Source organism: Kitasatospora sp. NPDC088548, from assembly GCF_044753005.1.
Lineage (GTDB): Bacteria > Actinomycetota > Actinomycetes > Streptomycetales > Streptomycetaceae > Kitasatospora.
Window position 1 is genome coordinate 153,517 of sequence record NZ_JBIVMI010000007.1, and the last position, 17,077, is coordinate 170,593.

Below are 17,077 nucleotides of genomic sequence, written 5' to 3' on the forward strand. Positions count from 1 at the left end.
AGCTTCGAGGAGATGTGGGCGGAGCTGCTCCCGGTGGGCCGCTCCGCCGTCTCCGGCGGCTACCGCCGCTTCGCCTGGAGCTCCGCCGACGCCGAGTGCCGGGACTGGTTCGAGGGGCAGGCCCGCGCCCGCGGCCTCACCTACGAGCTGGACCGCAACGGCAACCAGTGGGCCTGGCTGGGTGATCCGCAGGGCCCGGGCGCGGTCGTCACCGGCTCGCACCTGGACTCCGTCCCCGACGGCGGCGCCTACGACGGCCCGCTCGGGGTGGTCTCCTCCTTCGCCGCACTCGACGAACTCCGCGCCCGGGGCACCGAGTTGGCCCGTCCGCTGGCGATCGTCAACTTCGGCGACGAGGAGGGCGCCCGGTTCGGCGTGGCCTGCATCGGCTCCCGGCTCACCGCCGGCGTGCTGTCGCCCGAGGCCGCGTTCGAGCTGCGCGACGCCGACGGCGTCCGGCTGCCCGACGCGATGGAACGGGCCGGCCACGACCCGGCCGCGATCGGCGCGGACGGCGACCGGCTGGCCAGGATCGGCGCCTTCGTCGAGCTGCACGTCGAGCAGGGGCGCCACCTCGCCGAGGACCGGCCGGTCGGGGTGGCCAGCGCGATCTGGCCGCACGGCCGCTGGCGCTTCGACTTCCACGGCGAGGCCAACCACGCCGGCACCACCCGGATCGAGGACCGCCGCGACCCGATGCTGACCTACGCCAACACCGTGCTCACCGCCCGGAAGAAGGCCCGGCTGGCGGGCGCGCTGGCCACCTTCGGCAAGGTCGCCGTCGAGCCCAACGGCACCAACGCGATCGCCTCGCTGGTGCGCGGCTGGCTGGACTCCCGCGCCGCCGACGAGCCGACCCTCACCGCTCTGGTGGCGGAGATCGAGCGGGCCGCCGCCGAGCGGGGCGACCGCGACGGCGTCCGGGTCGAGCTGACCCGCGAGTCGTACACGCCGGTGGTGGACTTCGACGGGCCGCTGCGCGACCGGCTCGCGCGGGTCATCGGCGGGGACGGCGCCGCCGCCCCCGTCCTGCCGACCGGCGCGGGACACGACGCCGGAATCCTGGCATCGGCCGTTCCGACCGCCATGCTGTTCGTACGAAACCCGAGCGGTGTCTCGCACTCCCCGGCCGAACACGCCGAGGAGGCGGACTGCCTGGCCGGGGTCGCCGCCCTGGCCGACGTCCTGGAGGACCTGGCGTGTCAGTAACCTACTGGGCCCCGTACGCCTGGCTGCCGCACGTCAACGGGCCGGTGGTCGAACCCGACGTGCTGATCGCCACCGGGCCCGGCGGCCGGATCACCGGGGTGACGCCGGAGAGCGGGCCCTGCCCGCCCGGCGCCGTCCGGCTCGACGGGCTGCTGCTGCCCGGCCAGGCCAACGCCCACTCGCACGCCTTCCACCGGGCGCTGCGCGGCAACGTCCAGGTCGGCTCCGGCACCTTCTGGACGTGGCGGGACACCATGTACCGGTTCGCCGGGGCGCTCGACCCGGACCGCTACCTGGCGCTCGCCACGGCCGCCTACGCGGAGATGGCGCTGGCCGGGATCACCGCGGTGGGGGAGTTCCACTACCTGCACCACGCGCCCGGCGGCGCCCGCTACGACGATCCCAACGCGATGGGCGAGGCACTGATCGAGGCCGCCGCCCGGGCTGGCATCCGGATCACCCTGCTGGACACCTGCTACCTGTCGTCGGGCTTCGGCGCCGAACCGACCAAGCCCCAGCGCCGGTTCAGCGACGGTGACGCCGACGCCTGGGCCGAGCGGGCGGACGCCCTCAAGCCGCGCGAGCACGCCCGGATCGGCGCCGCCATCCACTCCGTCCGGGCGGTGCCCGCCGAGCAGTTGGGCACGGTCGCGCGCTGGGCGTCGATGCGGCGGGCCCCGCTGCACGTCCACCTCTCCGAGCAGACCGCGGAGAACGACGCCTGTCTCACCGCGCACGGCGTCACCCCGACCCGGCTGCTCGCGGACCACGGGGTGCTCGGCCCGCGCACCTCGGCCGTGCACGCCACCCATCTGACCGACGAGGACATCAAGCTCCTCACCGACTCCTCCACCACCATCTGCATGTGCCCCACCACCGAGCGGGACCTCGCGGACGGTGTCGGGCCGGCCCGCCAACTGGCCGCGGCCGGCTGCCCGGTCACCCTCGGCAGCGACAGCCACGCGGTGGTCGACCCGTTCGAGGAGGCCCGCGCGCTGGAGCTGAACGAGCGGCTGCGCACCCGCACCCGGGGCCACTGGACGGCCAACGCGCTGCTGCGGGCCGGTACCGAGGACGGGCACGCCTCGCTCGGCTGGCCGGAGGCCGGGCGGATCGAGGCCGGCGCGCTCGCCGACTTCACCGTGATCGGGCTGGACTCGGTGCGCACCGCAGGGCCGCCGCCCCGGCTCGGCGCCGAGATCGCGGTCTTCGCCGCCTCGGCCGCCGATGTGCGGCACCTGGTGGTCGGCGGCCGACACGTGGTCAGGGACGGTGTGCACCAGCTGGTGCCGGACGTCCCGGGTGCTCTGCGCACCTCGATCGCCGCGCTGAGCTGCTGACCCCCTGAACCTCCCGGGGGCGGGCGGGGGCCCGCCCCCGGGACCGTGACCCCCTCCGAGAGGTTCCGCCTTGAGCACCCCGAGCACCCCTCCCGCTTCGAGCACCGTTCCCGCTTCGATCACCCCGGCCGCTTCGATCACCCCGGGCATCCCGAGCACCCTGATCACCGGCATCGGCAGCCTGGTCACCAACGATCCCGGCTACGGGACCGGGCCGCTCGGCCTGCTCACCGACGCGGCCGTGGTGGTGGACGGCGGGACGATCGCCTGGGTCGGGCCCGCCGCCGGGGCGCCCGCCGCCGACGAGCGGTACGACGCGGCCGGGCGGGCCCTGCTGCCCGGCTTCGTCGACTCGCACGCCCACCTGGTGTTCGCGGGCGACCGCACCGCCGAGTTCAACGCCCGGATGTCCGGCCAGGCCTACAGCGCGGGCGGCATCCGCACCACGGTGGCCGCCACCCGCGCCGCGACCGACGCCGAACTGGACGCCAACCTGGCCCGGTTCGTCCGCGAGGCGCTGCGCCAGGGCACCACCACCATCGAGTGCAAGTCCGGCTACGGCCTGACCGTCGTGGACGAGGCCAGGGCGCTGCGGATCGCCGCCTCCTACACCGCCGAGACCACCTACCTCGGCGCCCATGTGGTGGCCCCCGAGTACGCCGACGACCCGGCCGGGTACGTCGACCTGGTCACCGGCGACATGCTGGACGCCTGCGCGCCGTACGCCCGCTGGGTGGACGTGTTCTGCGAGAACGGCGCCTTCGACGGCGACCAGGCCAGGGCGGTCCTGACCGCCGGCATCCAGCGCGGCCTCACCCCCCGGGTGCACGCCAACCAGCTCTCCTACGGCCCTGGCGTGCGGCTCGCCGTGGAGCTGGGCGCGGCCTCCGCCGACCACTGCACCCACCTCACCGACGAGGACGTGGCCGCGCTGGCCGGTTCGGCGACGGTGGCCACCCTGCTGCCCGGCGCGGAGTTCTCCACCCGCGCCGCCTACCCGGACGCGCGCCGTCTGCTCGACGCGGGCGCCGTCGTCGCGCTCTCCACCGACTGCAACCCGGGCTCCAGCTTCACCAGCTCGATGGCGTTCTGCGTCGCGGTCGCCGTCCGCGAGATGGGCATGACCCCCGACGAGGCCGTGTACGCGGCCACCGCCGGGGGCGCCCACGCGCTGCGTCGCACCGATGCCGGCACGGTCACCGTGGGCGCCCGGGCGGACCTCCAGCTGCTGGACGCGCCCTCGCACGTCCACCTCGCCTACCGCCCGGGTGTCCCGCTGACCGCCGCCGTCTGGCGCGCCGGGGTCCGGGAGGTCTGAGCCGGGGGAGGTCCGGGTCGGCGGAGGTCCGGGCCGGGCGGACCGGGCTCAGCGCCGGAGGCTGCGCCGGAGGAAGTCCAGCTGGTGCAGCAGCAGGTTCTCCGCCACCGTCTCGTCGGTCGGCAGATGGGTCGTCCCGCTCAGCGGGAGCAGCTCGTGCGGGCGGCCGGCCGCGAGCAGGGCGGAGGAGAGCCGCAGCGTGTGGACGGGCAGCACGTTGTCGTCGGCGAGGCCGTGCACCAGCAGCAGCGGGCGCTCCAGGCGCGGCGCGTCGCCGATCAGCGAGGAGGCTTCGTAGCGCTCGGGGTGCTCGTCGGGGTGGCCGAGGAAGCGCTCCTTCCAGTGGGTGTCGTACAGCCGCTGGTCGGTGGGGGCGGCGCCGGCGACGGCGGCGTGGAAGACGTCCGGGCGGCGCAGCACGGCGAGCGCGGCCAGGAAGCCGCCGAAGGACCAGCCCCGGATCGCGACCCGGTCCAGGTCGAGCAGGCCGGGGCGGCTGCGGGCGGCCTCGTGCACCGCCTCCACCTGGTCGTCCAGGGCGGGTCCTGCGATGTCGGCGAAGACGGTCTTGTCCCAGCGCGGGCCCCGGCCCGGGGTGCCGCGCCCGTCCGCGACCAGCACCGCGAAGCCCTGCTCGGCGAACCACTGGGAGATCAGGTCGGACCAGCCGCCGGCCCGGACGGCCTTCTGCCCGGCGGGCCCGCCGTACGGGTCGAGCAGGACCGGCAGCGGGCCGTCCTGCGGCCGGTGGCCGGTCGGCAGGAAGAGCGTGGCGCGCAGCTCGCGGGGGCCGAGGCGGAGCAGCTCGGGCCGGGGGGTGAGGACGGGCGGCTGGGCGTGCGAGCGCAGCTCGGCGGTGGGGCGCCCGGCGCGGTGGACGGTGCTGCGCGGGCCCGGGGTGTCGGGCGTGCGGGCGGTGTGTACGAGCGTGCCGGCCCGCCGGGTGCCGGTGTGTGCGCCGGGCACGCTGCTCAGCTGCCGGGCGCCCGTGGCGGGGTCGTACGTCCAGAGGTGGGTTTCGGTGGGTTCGGCGGAGGCGGTGAAGAGCACCTGCTCGCCCTCGGTGCCGAGCACCGTGCGCAGCTGGAGGCCGGGCGGGGTGACGGGCTCGCCGTCGAGGGTCAGATGACGGGTGTCGCCGAGGTCGGCGGAGTCGACCAGGGCACCGGAGCCGGTCCGGACCGGCAGCCCGGGGACGAGCTCGACCCAGTGCTCGTCGTGGCGCTCGGCGAGCGTCCGGGTGGCGCCGTCGGCCGGGTCGACGGCCAGGGTGCGGACGGTGCGCTGGTCGCGGCTCTGCACGGCGGCGTACGGGCCGTGGCCGTCCCAGCCCGCGGCGGTCAGGTACTCGAAGGCCGTCCGGTCCCAGCGGACCTCGGTGCGGGTGCCGTCCAGGCCGAGCAGCCAGAGGCCGACATCGGCGTTGGCGGTGCCGGCCAGCGGGTAGCGCAGGACGCGCGGCGGGCGCGCCGGGTGGGCGGGGTCGGCCAGGTGGAGGCGGCACACCGGGCTGTTGTCGACCCGGGCGACCAGCAGCCGGGTGCCGTCCGGCGACCACCAGTGTGCCCGGGTGCGGTACATCGACTCGGCGGCGACATGGTCGGCGACGCCGTAGGTGACCTCGGGGCCCTCCGGTTCGGCGAGCGCGCGGTCGCCGGTGCCGTCGGCGCCGACCACCCGCAGGGCGCCGCCGCCGACGTAGGCGACCAGCCGCCCGGCCGGGTCGGGGCGCGGGTCGTACACCTCGGTGGCGGTGGGTATCCGCCGCACCGTGCCGTCGGCGGTGTCGGCGAGCCAGAGCGCGCCGCCGAGGGCGAAGGCGGCGAGCCGGGCGGTGGCGTCGGTGGCGTAGTCGGTGATGCCGCTCGACGAGACCCGGGCCCGTTCGCGGCGGATCAGCTCGGCCTCCGGCACGTCCTGCCCGGCGTCGCCGAGTGCGGCCGGGTCGGCGATCAGCCGCTCCTCGCCGCTGTCGGTGTCCAGCGCCCAGAGCCGGGTGAGCGGGTCGTCGCCGGCCCGGCTGCGCAGGAAGAGGACCGTCCGGCCGTCGGCGGAGACCGTGGGGTGGGTGGGTGCGCCGAGGGAGAAGCGCCTGGTGCGGGCGAGTTGGCGGGGGAGGGTGTCGGTCGGCATGCCTGACACCATGGCACGCCCGGGCGCGGCCTGTCCCCGGTATTCGGACGGGGCCGGTGCGCGGGGTCCGGGGACCGCGCACCGGCCCCGGGGGCGGGTGCTCGTGGGGCCGTCGGCGGGCTGTCAGCGGCCGGCGGGGGCCGTCAGTGGATGTCGCCCATCAGCCGGACGACCTTCTTGCGGTACATCGCCAGCGCCACACCGGCGAGCACCGCCAGCAGGCCCTGGCTGGCGAAGTACCAGGTGGATCCCGTCCCCTTGCCGACCATCAGCTGCATGATCGCGGCCACGCAGTCACCGGCGGTGACGCCCAGGAACCAGATGCCCATCATCTGGCTGCCGTACTTGGGCGGCGCCAGCTTGGTGGTGACGGAGAGGCCGACCGGGGAGAGGGTCAGCTCGCCGACGGTCTGGATCAGGTAGACCGAGGCCAGCCAGAGCGGGGTGACCTTGGCACCGCCGGAGGCGGCCGCCATCGCCAGCATCATCACCAGGAAGGAGGCGCCGATCAGCAGCAGGCCGATGGCGAACTTCATGGTGGTGCTGGGGTTCTTGCCGCGCCGGGCCAGCCAGACCCAGAGCCAGGCGAAGACCGGGGCCAGCGCCATGATGTAGAGCGGGTTGAACGACTGGAACCAGCTCGACGGGAAGCCGGTGCCGAACAGCGTCGAGGAGGTCGACTCCCTGGCGAAGATGTTGAGCGTCGAGCCGGACTGGTCGTAGATCATCCAGAACACGGCGGCGGCCACGAAGAACCAGATGTAGCCGCTCATCTTGGACTGCTCGTCCGGGGTCAGGTCCTTGTCCCGCTTGATCCGGGCGAAGTAGAAGGCCGGGATCCCGATGCCGGCGACGGACAGCGGCCAGATCACCCAGCCGACGCTGAAGTTGCCGGTCAGCGCGACGACGCCGAAGAAGACGCCGGTCAGGGCCAGCCAGAACATGCCCTTGCGGAGCACGGAGGACTTCTCGGCGGCGGAGATCGGCGAGGCCACCGTGCTGCTGCGCGGGCTCAGGTGCCGGCTGCCGAGCAGGTACTGGATCAGTCCGAGGGCCATGCCGGCGCCGGCCAGGGCGAAGCCGAGGTGCCAGTCGACCTTCTGGCCGACGGTGCCGATCACCAGCGGCGCGAAGAAGGCACCGGCGTTGATGCCCATGTAGAAGATCGTGAAGCCGCCGTCGCGACGGGGGTCGGTCGGCCCGTCGTAGAGGTGGCCGACCATGGTGGAGATGTTGGCCTTGAGCAGGCCGGAGCCGACGGCGATCAGGCCGAGGCCGGCGAAGAACGAGGCGGTGGCGGGCACCGCGAGCAGGAAGTGGCCGACCATGATGATCGACCCGCCGACGGCCACCGTCTTGCGGGCGCCCCAGAAGCGGTCGGCGATCCAGCCGCCCGGCAGGGCGAGCAGGTAGACCATGGCGTTGTAGACGCTGTAGATCGCGGCGCCGACGGCCGCCTCGTAGCCGAGCCCGCCGTCGCCGTGCTCGGCGACCAGGTAGAGCACCAGCAGGGCACGCATGCCGTAGAAGCTGAAGCGCTCCCACATCTCGGTCATGAAGAGGGTGGCGAGGCCGCGGGGGTGTCCCAGGAAGGTCTTGCCGCCGGGGGAGGACGGCCGCTGTACGCCGGCCTCCAGAGTCGATGACGCCATGGGTCGTGGTTCCTTGCTCTTGTGCGGCCCGTCCGCCAATGGGTGGGAGGCTGGACGGGGACCTAACCACTGTACGTGGCGATATTTGGCGCCATCAGATGACAAAAGCCATGAATAAGGTATGGCGATGGTAAAGCTTGCGACAGATTCCCTTGAGCTATCCATGGTTTGACCGCACAGATTCCTTAGGATTCAAGCCTGGAGGGTGGATTCTTCGACGAAGAAGCGGTTCTGCGGGCGGGCGTGTCGGATGATCTCCTTCCATTTGATGATCACTGTCTGTGAACTACTTCACAGCGCCGTCGCGGATACCCCGGCGGACTACCATCACCCTTATGACCTGTGTGCTGCTCGCCGAGGACGATCCGGCGATCTCCGAACCGCTCGCCCGGGCCCTGCGACGTGAGGGCTATGAGGTGCTCGTCCGCGAGGACGGTCCGACCGCACTGGCCGCCGGACTCACCGAGGAGGTCGACCTCGTCGTCCTCGACCTCGGCCTGCCCGAGATGGACGGCCTGGAGGTCTGCCGCCGCCTGCGCGCCGACGGCAAGAGCTGCCCCGTCCTGGTGCTCACCGCCCGCGCCGACGAGGTGGACACCGTGGTCGGCCTGGACGCCGGCGCCGACGACTACGTCACCAAGCCCTTCCGCCTGGCCGAACTGCTCGCCCGCGTCCGGGCCCTGCTCCGGCGCGGCAACGTCGACCAGCTCACCACCGGCGCGCACGGGGTGAAGATCGACATCGAGTCGCACCGCGCCTGGCTCGGCGAGGAGGAGCTCACCCTCTCCGCCAAGGAGTTCGAGCTCCTGCGGGTGCTGGTCCGGGACGCCGGCCGGGTGGTCACCCGCGAGGAGATCATGCGGCAGGTCTGGGACACCACCTGGTGGACCTCCACCAAGACCCTGGACATGCACATCTCCTGGCTGCGCAAGAAGCTCGGCGACGACGCGGCGAACCCCCGCTACATCGCCACCGTGCGCGGCGTGGGCTTCCGGTTCGAGAAGAATTAGCCCCGTACGGGCACAGCGGCCGGGGCGACGGCCGACGGAGCGGAACACCACGGGAGCGGCAGCGTGAAACGCCGGATGATCAACTCGCTGCTGGGCGTGGTCCTGGTGGTGGTCGTGGTGTTCTGCGTTCCGCTCGCCCTGGTCGAGAAGCGCACCATCGTCAACTCGGCCCAGGACCGGGTGGACGCGGCCGCCGTCCGGGTGCTCGCCCTGGTGGAGAACCGGCTCGCCGCGGGCGAGCCGGTCACCGGCGACAAGTTCGCCAACCAGGTCACCGACGGCAGTTACGTCGAGGTGGACATCCCCGGCCAGCCCCCCGTCTCCAGCGGTGTGCGGCCGGCCGGGACCCACCTGCTGAAGGCCGTCGAGAAGGGCAACAGCGGCGAGACCGTCATCGTCGAGCAGTCCCGCGAGGCCGTCGACCACGAGATCGCCAACATGCTGCTGCTGCTCGGCGTGGTCGCCCTGCTCGCCGTCCAGGCCGCCGTGGCCCTCGCCGTCTGGCAGGCCAAGCGGCTCGCCCGCCCGCTCACCGACCTCGCCGAGACCGCCGAACGCCTCGGCTCCGGCGACCCCCGGCCGCGCGACCGCCGCTACGGGGTGCCCGAACTCGACCGGGTCGCCGAGGTGCTGGACGTCAGCGCCGAGCGGATCGCCCGCATGCTCACCGCCGAGCGCCGGCTCGCCGCCGACGCCTCCCACCAGCTGCGCACCCCGCTCACCGCGCTCTCCATGCGGCTGGAGGAGATCACCGCGCTCGCCGAGGATCCGGAGACCGTCAAGGAGGAGGCCACCATCGCCCTCCAGCAGGTCGAGCGGCTCACCGACGTCGTCCAGCGGCTGCTCACCACCCAGCGCGACCCGCGCAGCCCCACCGCCGTCGCCTTCGACCTGGACGAGGTGGTCAAGCAGCAGGTGGAGGAGTGGGGGCCGTCGCTGCGCGGCACCGGCCGGGTGCTCCAGGTGGAGGGGCTGCGCGGGGTCACCGCCGTGGGCACCCCGGGGACGGTCGCCCAGGTGCTGGCCACGCTGATCGAGAACTCGCTGATGCACGGCGCCGGGACGATCACCCTGCGGGTGCGGACCTCCGGGACGTCGGTGGTGGTCGAGGTCCAGGACCAGGGCGCCGGGGTGCCGCCGGAGCTGGGCAACCGGGTCTTCGAGCGGGCGGTCAGCGGCCGCAACTCGACCGGGATCGGGCTGGCCGTCGCCCGGGACCTCGCGGAGGCGGACGGCGGGCGGCTGGAACTGCTCTCGCTGCGGCCGCCGGTGTTCGCGATCTTCCTCGGCCGCAGCCAGCGCGAGGACTGAACGCGGCGGCCGAACGAGACGAGGTGGGTGCCGGGCCTGCTCGGCTACTCGGCCTTGGCGTACCGGATCTGCTCGGCGGCCAGCATCAGTTCGGCCTGCGCGACGACCTCGGTGGCCCGGCCCTTGCCCTTGCCCGTGCCCGCGCTCTGGCTCGTGCCCGCGCCCTGGCCCAGGACCTGGTCCGCCGGGGCCTCGGCGGCCGGCTCGGGGAGCGCCTTGAAGACCCAGGTCCGGTAGGAGACGAAGCGGAACACGGTGGCGACCGCGAGCCCGGCCACCTTGGCGGCCAGCTGCTCGAAGTGCGAGTCCAGGCCGAGCACGTACACCGAGAACCCGAGCACACCGGTCTCGATCAGCATCCCGATGCCGCTGTAGAGCAGGAACAGCGTGATCTCCCGCTTGCGGGAGGCGGCGTCGCGGTCGCGGTACAGCCAGTAGCGGTAGCCGAGGTAGTTGGTGGCGATGGCGATCAGCGTGGCCGCGATGTTGGACCGCAGCGAGGCCAGGTGCAGGCCGTTGATGCAGACCCAGAAGACGGCGAAGTTGACCACCACTCCGCTCAGGCCGACGATGCCGAACTTCACCACTTCGCCCGACAGGCCGCGCAGTCTCTGCGCCAGCGAGGGGTTCGACGCTGCGGTCGTCGCCATACCGGGCTGCCTCCATGTGCCTGCGGACGAAGGGGGTCCGGCGCGGCTGCGCGGCTGCCCCTGAGCCCTGCGTGCACGCACATGATCAGACCACGCGTACCAGGACCTAGCGCTCCAGGCTACCCGCTTCCACCGATCGGCTCAGCCCCCAGGGCCCGGGTATCGTCCGGGCTCCCGGGGCGGCGGTCCGCCCGGGACAGCGGTTCCACAGGCTCCCACCGGCCCGGATATCCTGGCGGGGTGACTTCCCCGGGCAATGCGAATTTTCCAGTGGTGGGCATGATCGGCGGTGGGCAGCTGGCCCGCATGGCACACCAGGCGGGCATCCCGCTCGGGGTCAGGTTCAAACTCCTCGCCGACACGCCCCAGGACTCCGCCGCGCAGGTGGTCTCCGAGGTCGTCCTCGGCGACTACCGCGACCTCGACACCCTGCGCCGCTTCGCGGCCGGCTGTGACGTGGTCACCTTCGACCACGAGCACGTGCCGACCGAGCACCTGCGCGCCCTGCAGGCCGACGGCGTGGCCGTCCGGCCCGGCCCGCACGCGCTGGTCAACGCCCAGGACAAGGGCGTGATGCGGGCCACGCTCGACTCCATCGGCGTGCCCTGCCCGCGCCACCGCCTGGTCGCCGACCCGGCCGATGTGACCGCGTTCGCGAACGAGGGCACGGGCTACCCCGTCGTCCTGAAGACCGTGCGCGGCGGCTACGACGGCAAGGGCGTCTGGGTCGTCGACGACGAGCGGCAGGCGCAGGCGCCGTTCCTGGCGGGCGTCCCGGTGCTGGCCGAGGAGAAGGTGGACTTCGTCCGCGAGCTGGCCGCCAACGTGGTCCGCTCGCCCAGCGGCCAGGCCGTCGCCTACCCGGTGGTGGAGAGCGTCCAGGAGAACGGCGTCTGCGCCGAGGTCACCGCCCCGGCGCCGGACCTCGACCCGGCGCTCTCCGACGAGGCGCAGCAGCTGGCCCTGCGGATCGCGGGCGAGCTGGACATCACCGGCCACCTCGCGGTCGAGCTGTTCCAGACCGGGGACGGCCGCATCCTGGTCAACGAGCTGGCCATGCGGCCGCACAACTCCGGCCACTGGACCCAGGACGGCGCGGTCACCTCGCAGTTCGAGAACCACCTGCGGGCCGTGCTCGACCTGCCGCTCGGCGACCCGCGCCCGCGCGCCCGGTGGACCGTCATGGTCAACGTCCTCGGCGGCGACTACCCGGACATGTACCACGCCTTCCTGCACTGCATGGCCCGCGACCCCGGTCTGCGGATCCACATGTACGGGAAGGACGTGAAGCCCGGCCGCAAGGTCGGCCACGTCAACGTCTTCGGGGACGACCTCGACGACGTCCGCGAGCGCGCCCGCCACGCGGCCGCCTACCTGCGAGGAACGATCACCGAATGACCAACCCTGTTGTCGGCATCGTCATGGGCTCGGACTCCGACTGGCCCGTCATGGAGGCCGCGGCCAAGGCCCTGGACGAGTTCGAGATCCCGTACGAGGTGGACGTCGTCTCCGCGCACCGGATGCCGCACGAGATGATCGCGTACGGGGAGAACGCCCACAAGCGCGGGTTGAAGGCGATCATCGCGGGCGCCGGCGGTGCGGCCCATCTGCCGGGCATGCTCGCCTCCGTGACCCCGCTGCCGGTGATCGGCGTCCCGGTGCCGCTGCGCTACCTGGACGGGATGGACAGCCTGCTGTCGATCGTCCAGATGCCGGCCGGTGTGCCGGTGGCCACCGTCTCGGTGGCGGGTGCGCGCAACGCGGGGCTGCTGGCGGTGCGGATGCTGGCCGCGTTCGACCCGGAGCTGGCCGAGCGGATGACCGACTTCCAGACCGAACTGAACAGCCAGGCCACCGAGAAGGGCAAGAAGCTTCGGGCCAAGGTGGCCGGGTCCTCGTCCTTCGGCTTTGGAAAGTAGTCAAATCGGATAGAACAGCTCGTATGACATCTGAGCTGTTGGACTCCGCCGTCCTGCTGGACCGGGCCCGGTCCGTCCTCCGCACCACCCCCGTGGTGGACGGCCACAACGACCTCCCCTGGGCGATGCGCGAGCAGGCCGGCTACGACCTCGACGCGCTCGACCTGGCCGCCGACCAGAGCGCCCGGCTGCACACCGACCTCGCCCGCCTCGCCGCGGGCGGGGTCGGCGCGCAGTTCTGGTCCGTGTACGTGAGCGCCGGCCTGGCCGGCGACCACGCGGTGAGTGCCACCCTGGAGCAGATGGACTTCGTCCGGGCCCTGGTCGGGCGCTACCCCGACCGGCTCCGGCTCGCCCTCACCGCCGACGACATGGAGGCCGCCCGCGCCGAGGGCCGGATCGCCTCCCTGATGGGCGCCGAGGGCGGCCACTCCATCGACTGCTCGCTCGCCACCCTGCGGGCCCTGCACGCGCTCGGCGTCCGGTACATGACGCTCACCCACAACGACAACCTGCCGTGGGCCGACTCCGCCACCGACAAGCCGGTGGCCGGCGGCCTGACCCGGTTCGGCGAGGAGGTCGTCCGGGAGATGAACCGGCTCGGCATGCTGGTCGACCTCTCGCACGTCTCCGCCGACACCATGCGGGACGCGCTGCGGGTCACCGAGGCGCCGGTGATCTTCTCGCACTCCTCCGCGCGCGCCGTCTGCGACCACCCGCGCAACATCCCCGACGACGTGCTCGCCCAGCTGCCCGCCAACGGCGGCGTGGCGATGGCCACGTTCGTCCCCAAGTTCATCCTGCCCGCCGCCATAGCGTGGACCGTCGCCGCCGACGAGAACATGCGCGCCCACGGCTTCGACCACCTGGACACCACCCCGGCCGGGATGGCCTGCCAGCGCGCCTTCGAGGAGACCAGCCCGCGCCCGGTCGCCACCCCGGCGACCGTCGCCGACCACCTCGACCACATGCGCGAGGTCGCGGGCATCGACCACATCGGCATCGGCGGGGACTTCGACGGCACCGCCTTCCTCCCCGAGGGCCTGGACGACGTGGCCGGCTACCCCAACCTGATCGCCGAACTCCTGCGCCGCAAGTGGTCGGAGGGCGATCTCGCCAAGCTCACCTGGCACAACGCCGTGCGCGTGCTCCGCGACGCCGAGGCCGTCGCGGCCGGGCTGCGGGAGACCCGGCGGCCGTCCATCGCCACCATCGCCCAGCTGGACGGCTAGGCCCTTTTCCCCAGCGGCTTGACCCTGCCCCTGGGGCAGACGGGAGCGTGACCGGCGTGGAGGACACCTCGGAACCCCTGCTCGGCATCGGCGAGTTCGCCCGCCGGTCACGGCTCTCGCTCAAGGCCCTGCGGCTCTACGACCGCCTCGGACTGCTGCCGCCCGCCCGGGTCGACGCCGGGACCGGCTACCGGTTCTACCGGAACGACCAGGTCGCCCGGGCCCGGCTGATCGTGCTGCTGCGACGGCTCGACATGCCGCTGGCCGAGGTCGCCGGAGTGCTGGCGGCCGGGGACGGCCCGGCCGGTGCCGACCGGCTGGCCGACTACTGGGCGTCCGTCGAGCGCCGGATCGCCGTGCAGCGGGAGCTGGCGGTGTACCTCCGCATCCGTCTGTCAGGAGGAGAGGGGAGCCGGGGCATGCACCGGATCGAACAGCGCGAGGTACCCGAGCAGACCGTACTGAGCGAGCAACGGCACATCAGGGTGGGTGAGTTGCCCGAGTGGATCCCGGCCGCGTCGAGTCGGCTGCAGGCCGTCGCCGACGCGCACGGGGGCGTCCACGCCGCGCCCTTCGTGGTCCTCCACGGCGAGGTGAGCGAGGACAGTGACGGCCCGGTGGAGGTCTGCGTCCCGATCGACCCCTCGCTCGCCGCGCTCGCCGGGCGGTCCGCCGCCGTCCGGGTCGAGCCGGCCCACCGCGAGCTGTACGCCCGGCTCACCCGGGCCCAGATCGAGTACCCGCAGATCCTCGGCGCCTACGACGCGGTCTACCAGGCCGTGGCGGAGCGGGGCCTGGAGGCCGCGGGCCCGGCCCGCGAGGTCTACTTCGGCCATGTCGCCACCGCACCGCCGGCCGAGCCGGTCTGCGACGTGGCGGTGCCGGTGCGGTAGGCGCGTTCCGTGGGAGGGGGGCTCAGCCCAGCCGCGGGATCTCGATGGCCGGGCACTTGTCCATGACCATCGCCAGGCCCGCCGCCGTCGTCCGCTCGTAGGCGGCCCCGTCGACCACGCCGAGCTGGAACCAGACGGCCCCGGCCCCGACGGCGGCCGCCTGGTCGGCGACCTCGCCGGCCAGGGCGGAGTTCACGAACACGTCCACCACGTCCACCGGGAACGGGATCTCGGCGAGCGAGGGGTAGCCGGGCTCGCCGAGGACCGTCTCGGCCTTGGGGTGGACGGGCACGATGCGCTTGCCGTAGCGCTGGAGCACCTGGGCGACGCCGTACGCCGCGCGGGCGGTGTTGCTGGAGAGGCCCACCACCGCCCAGGTGTCGCCCTTGGCGGTGAGGATGTCGCGGACCGTCGCTTCGTCGCCGTAGCTCGTCATGCCGCTGCCAACGACGGGTCCGGGCGGGGGATTCCCGCCCGGACCCGTCGCCCTAGCTCGGACGGCCCAGCGCCCGGTACGTCCAGCCGGCCGCGCGCCAGGCGGCGGCGTCCAGGACGTTGCGTCCGTCGAGCAGCCGGCGCTCCTCGACCACGGCGCCCAGCTCGGCCGGGTCGAGGTCGCGGAACTCCTTCCACTCGGTGAGGTGCAGCACCACGTGCGCGCCCTCGGCGGCCTCCAGCGGAGACCCGGCGTAGGCCAGACCGGGGAACATCTTGCGGGCGTTGTCCATCGCCTTCGGGTCGTACACGGTGACCTGCGCGCCCTGGAGCTGTATCTGGGCGGCGACGTTGAGCGCGGGGGAGTCCCGGATGTCGTCCGAGTCGGGCTTGAAGGCCGCGCCGAGAACGGCGACCCGGCGGCCGAGGAAGCCGCCCCCGCACTGCTCGCGGGCCAGCTCGACCATCCGGGAGCGGCGCCGCATGTTGATCGAGTCGACCTCGCGCAGGAAGGTCAGCGCCTGGTCGGCGCCCAGCTCGCCGGCCCGGGCCATGAACGCGCGGATGTCCTTGGGCAGGCAGCCGCCGCCGAAGCCGAGGCCGGAGTTGAGGAACTTGCCGCCGATCCGCTCGTCGTAGGCGAGGGCGGTGCTCAGCTGGGTGACATCGGCGCCGGCCGCCTCGCAGACCTCGGCCATCGCGTTGATGAACGAGATCTTGGTGGCGAGGAAGGAGTTGGCGGCGGCCTTGACCAGCTCCGCGGTGGCGTAGTCGGTGACCATGAACGGCACCCCGGCCGCGATCGGGTCCGCGTACACCTCGCGCAGCAGCTGCTCGGCGCGCTCGCTGCGGGCGCCGACGACGATGCGGTCCGGGCGCAGGGTGTCCTGGACGGCGAAGCCCTCGCGCAGGAACTCCGGGTTCCAGGCGAGTTCGGCGCCCTCGCCGACCGGCGCGAGCGCGGCCAGCCGCTCGGCCAGCCGGCCCGCCGAGCCGACCGGCACGGTGGACTTGCCGACCACCAGCACCGGGCGGGTCAGATGCGGGGCGAGCGCATCGATCGCGGCGTCGACGTAGCTCATGTCGGCGGCGAACTCGCCCTTGCGCTGCGGGGTGTTGACGCAGACGAAGTGCACGTCGCCGAACTCGGCGGCCTCCTGGGCGGAGGTGGTGAAGCGCAGCCGACCGGTCGAACCCTCGTGTCCGGCCACGTGCTTGAGCAGCAGCTCGGACAGGCCCGGCTCGTACATCGGGACCTGGCCCGCGGTCAGCGTGGCGATCTTCTCCGGGTCGATGTCCAGGCCCAGGACCTCGAAGCCGAACTCCGCCATGGCGGCGGCGTGGGTGGCGCCGAGATAGCCGGTACCGATCACGGAGATGCGGAGGGTCACTGGTTCCCCTTTGCGGAATCTCGACCTGGACTGACATGACCTGCGAGCACCGATGCTATCCGCCCCTACGGGCCGTCCTGCCAGCACCGATGTTTCGGCCGCCGACGGCGCGGTTTTCGGGCGGGGCGGGGCGGGCGGCGGCGCGATCCCGGCACTACCCCCGCGCGTGGGCTGTGACGGACGGCACAGTGCGCGCATGGATCCGAAGCCCGAGCGCACGGACGAATCCGCCGAGCCCGCCGGGGCCGCCGGGCCCGGCGGGAGGGGCTCGGCATCTTCGGGCCGCCGGGGGAGGACGGCGCTCGACGAGCGCGCGGCCGCCCAGCTCTGGGAGGCGATGCGCAACGACCGGATGGCGCGGTACTTCCAGGAGCACCGCACCGGCGACACCCTGGGAAGGACGTCAACTGACCCGGCCGGCCGGGGCGCTCGCTTCGGGAATTAGAAGAAACCTACAAGGCTGTCCCGGTCGAATCGGTTGGCTTACACCCCCGAGTGGTCACCAACTCCCTGGCAGAGTGGCCGGTGAGTCGATCGCTCCCCGCACCGATCCGGGCGGGGGGTTGTATCTCCACCACAATCTC

General features: G+C 73.2%; 15 protein-coding genes. 10 read left to right on the forward strand and 5 right to left on the reverse strand.

The genetic code is table 11. From position 1 onward, the window contains the following. The first annotated feature begins 12 nt into the window (after positions 1–12). The 3 genes from ACIP82_RS12185 to hutI all read left to right on the forward strand — a co-directional run bounded on the left by ACIP82_RS12185 (position 13) and on the right by hutI (position 3,867). Entirely contained in the window at positions 13–1,209 is a 1,197-nt protein-coding gene (locus ACIP82_RS12185; protein WP_363605803.1) for an allantoate amidohydrolase, read from the forward strand. Further along, complete coding sequence (locus ACIP82_RS12190; RefSeq protein WP_400653208.1) at positions 1,200–2,549, forward strand: formimidoylglutamate deiminase; 1,350 nt, start codon at positions 1,200–1,202, stop codon at positions 2,547–2,549. The genes ACIP82_RS12185 and ACIP82_RS12190 overlap by 10 nt, the downstream gene beginning before the upstream one ends. Before the next feature lie 148 nt (positions 2,550–2,697). After that, entirely contained in the window at positions 2,698–3,867 is a 1,170-nt protein-coding gene (gene hutI / locus ACIP82_RS12195; RefSeq protein WP_400653318.1) for an imidazolonepropionase, read from the forward strand. 48 nt (positions 3,868–3,915) lie between these two features. Here hutI and ACIP82_RS12200 read toward each other — a convergent pair whose 3' ends face one another. Together ACIP82_RS12200 and ACIP82_RS12205 are read right to left on the reverse strand one after the other, a co-directional pair. After that, positions 3,916–6,000 carry a prolyl oligopeptidase family serine peptidase gene (locus ACIP82_RS12200; RefSeq protein ID WP_400653210.1) on the reverse strand — a complete coding sequence of 695 codons (2,085 nt, stop codon included), beginning with the start codon at positions 5,998–6,000 and terminating at the stop codon, positions 3,916–3,918. A 143-nt stretch (positions 6,001–6,143) separates the two neighbouring features. Continuing rightward, complete coding sequence (locus tag ACIP82_RS12205) at positions 6,144–7,652, reverse strand: peptide MFS transporter (protein WP_400653212.1); 1,509 nt, start codon at positions 7,650–7,652, stop codon at positions 6,144–6,146. Positions 7,653–7,987: 335 nt separating this feature from the next. Between ACIP82_RS12205 and ACIP82_RS12210 the strand changes: the two genes are divergently transcribed. After that, a complete protein-coding gene (locus ACIP82_RS12210) occupies positions 7,988–8,662 on the forward strand; it encodes a response regulator transcription factor (protein ID WP_030290974.1) in 675 nt (224 codons plus the stop codon). A 63-nt stretch (positions 8,663–8,725) separates the two neighbouring features. Continuing rightward, positions 8,726–9,973, forward strand: coding sequence for an ATP-binding protein (locus ACIP82_RS12215; protein ID WP_363605707.1), 1,248 nt, complete (start codon positions 8,726–8,728; stop codon positions 9,971–9,973). 44 nt (positions 9,974–10,017) lie between these two features. Here ACIP82_RS12215 and ACIP82_RS12220 read toward each other — a convergent pair whose 3' ends face one another. After that, positions 10,018–10,623 carry a GtrA family protein gene (locus tag ACIP82_RS12220; RefSeq protein ID WP_363605709.1) on the reverse strand — a complete coding sequence of 202 codons (606 nt, stop codon included), beginning with the start codon at positions 10,621–10,623 and terminating at the stop codon, positions 10,018–10,020. A gap of 240 nt (positions 10,624–10,863) precedes the next feature. Here ACIP82_RS12220 and ACIP82_RS12225 point away from each other — a divergent pair, with 240 nt between their 5' ends. The 4 genes from ACIP82_RS12225 to ACIP82_RS12240 are packed head-to-tail and all read left to right on the forward strand — an operon-like array spanning position 10,864 to position 14,667. Next, positions 10,864–12,021, forward strand: a complete 1,158-nt coding sequence (locus ACIP82_RS12225) for a 5-(carboxyamino)imidazole ribonucleotide synthase (RefSeq protein WP_363605711.1) — start codon at positions 10,864–10,866, stop codon at positions 12,019–12,021. Next, the gene (gene purE / locus ACIP82_RS12230) at positions 12,018–12,542 is read left to right on the forward strand and encodes a 5-(carboxyamino)imidazole ribonucleotide mutase (RefSeq protein ID WP_400653216.1); all 525 of its coding nucleotides are present in this window, start codon (positions 12,018–12,020) and stop codon (positions 12,540–12,542) included. Before ACIP82_RS12225 ends, purE begins: the two co-directional genes overlap by 4 nt. 23 nt (positions 12,543–12,565) lie before the next feature. Then, complete coding sequence (locus ACIP82_RS12235) at positions 12,566–13,774, forward strand: dipeptidase (protein ID WP_363605715.1); 1,209 nt, start codon at positions 12,566–12,568, stop codon at positions 13,772–13,774. A gap of 56 nt (positions 13,775–13,830) precedes the next feature. Continuing rightward, positions 13,831–14,667: a MerR family transcriptional regulator gene (locus ACIP82_RS12240; RefSeq protein ID WP_400653218.1), complete on the forward strand. Its 837-nt coding sequence runs from the start codon at positions 13,831–13,833 to the stop codon at positions 14,665–14,667. 22 nt (positions 14,668–14,689) lie between these two features. On the opposite strand, the gene ACIP82_RS12245 is transcribed toward ACIP82_RS12240, so the two are convergent. Further along, on the reverse strand, positions 14,690–15,103 hold the full coding sequence (locus ACIP82_RS12245) for a CoA-binding protein (RefSeq protein ID WP_400653220.1): 414 nt from the start codon (positions 15,101–15,103) through the stop codon (positions 14,690–14,692). 52 nt (positions 15,104–15,155) lie between these two features. Beyond that, positions 15,156–16,493 carry a UDP-glucose/GDP-mannose dehydrogenase family protein gene (locus ACIP82_RS12250; protein WP_363605721.1) on the reverse strand — a complete coding sequence of 446 codons (1,338 nt, stop codon included), beginning with the start codon at positions 16,491–16,493 and terminating at the stop codon, positions 15,156–15,158. A 196-nt stretch (positions 16,494–16,689) separates the two neighbouring features. Here ACIP82_RS12250 and ACIP82_RS12255 point away from each other — a divergent pair, with 196 nt between their 5' ends. Next, positions 16,690–16,938, forward strand: coding sequence for a hypothetical protein (locus ACIP82_RS12255; protein ID WP_400653222.1), 249 nt, complete (start codon positions 16,690–16,692; stop codon positions 16,936–16,938). The last annotated feature ends 139 nt before the right edge of the window (positions 16,939–17,077 follow it).

Excerpts from the sequence above, each read along its gene's own strand:
- ACIP82_RS12185 (WP_363605803.1), top strand. The coding sequence starts at position 13 with ATGTGGGCGGAGCTGCTCCCGGTGGGCCGCTCCGCCGTCTCCGGCGGC.
- ACIP82_RS12235 (WP_363605715.1), top strand. The coding sequence starts at position 12,566 with ATGACATCTGAGCTGTTGGACTCCGCCGTCCTGCTGGACCGGGCCCGG.
- ACIP82_RS12210 (WP_030290974.1), top strand. The coding sequence starts at position 7,988 with ATGACCTGTGTGCTGCTCGCCGAGGACGATCCGGCGATCTCCGAACCG.
- ACIP82_RS12220 (WP_363605709.1), bottom strand. The coding sequence starts at position 10,623 with ATGGCGACGACCGCAGCGTCGAACCCCTCGCTGGCGCAGAGACTGCGC.
- ACIP82_RS12245 (WP_400653220.1), bottom strand. The coding sequence starts at position 15,103 with ATGACGAGCTACGGCGACGAAGCGACGGTCCGCGACATCCTCACCGCC.
- ACIP82_RS12205 (WP_400653212.1), bottom strand. The coding sequence starts at position 7,652 with ATGGCGTCATCGACTCTGGAGGCCGGCGTACAGCGGCCGTCCTCCCCC.
- ACIP82_RS12255 (WP_400653222.1), top strand. The coding sequence starts at position 16,690 with ATGGATCCGAAGCCCGAGCGCACGGACGAATCCGCCGAGCCCGCCGGG.
- ACIP82_RS12200 (WP_400653210.1), bottom strand. The coding sequence starts at position 6,000 with ATGCCGACCGACACCCTCCCCCGCCAACTCGCCCGCACCAGGCGCTTC.
- purE (WP_400653216.1), top strand. The coding sequence starts at position 12,018 with ATGACCAACCCTGTTGTCGGCATCGTCATGGGCTCGGACTCCGACTGG.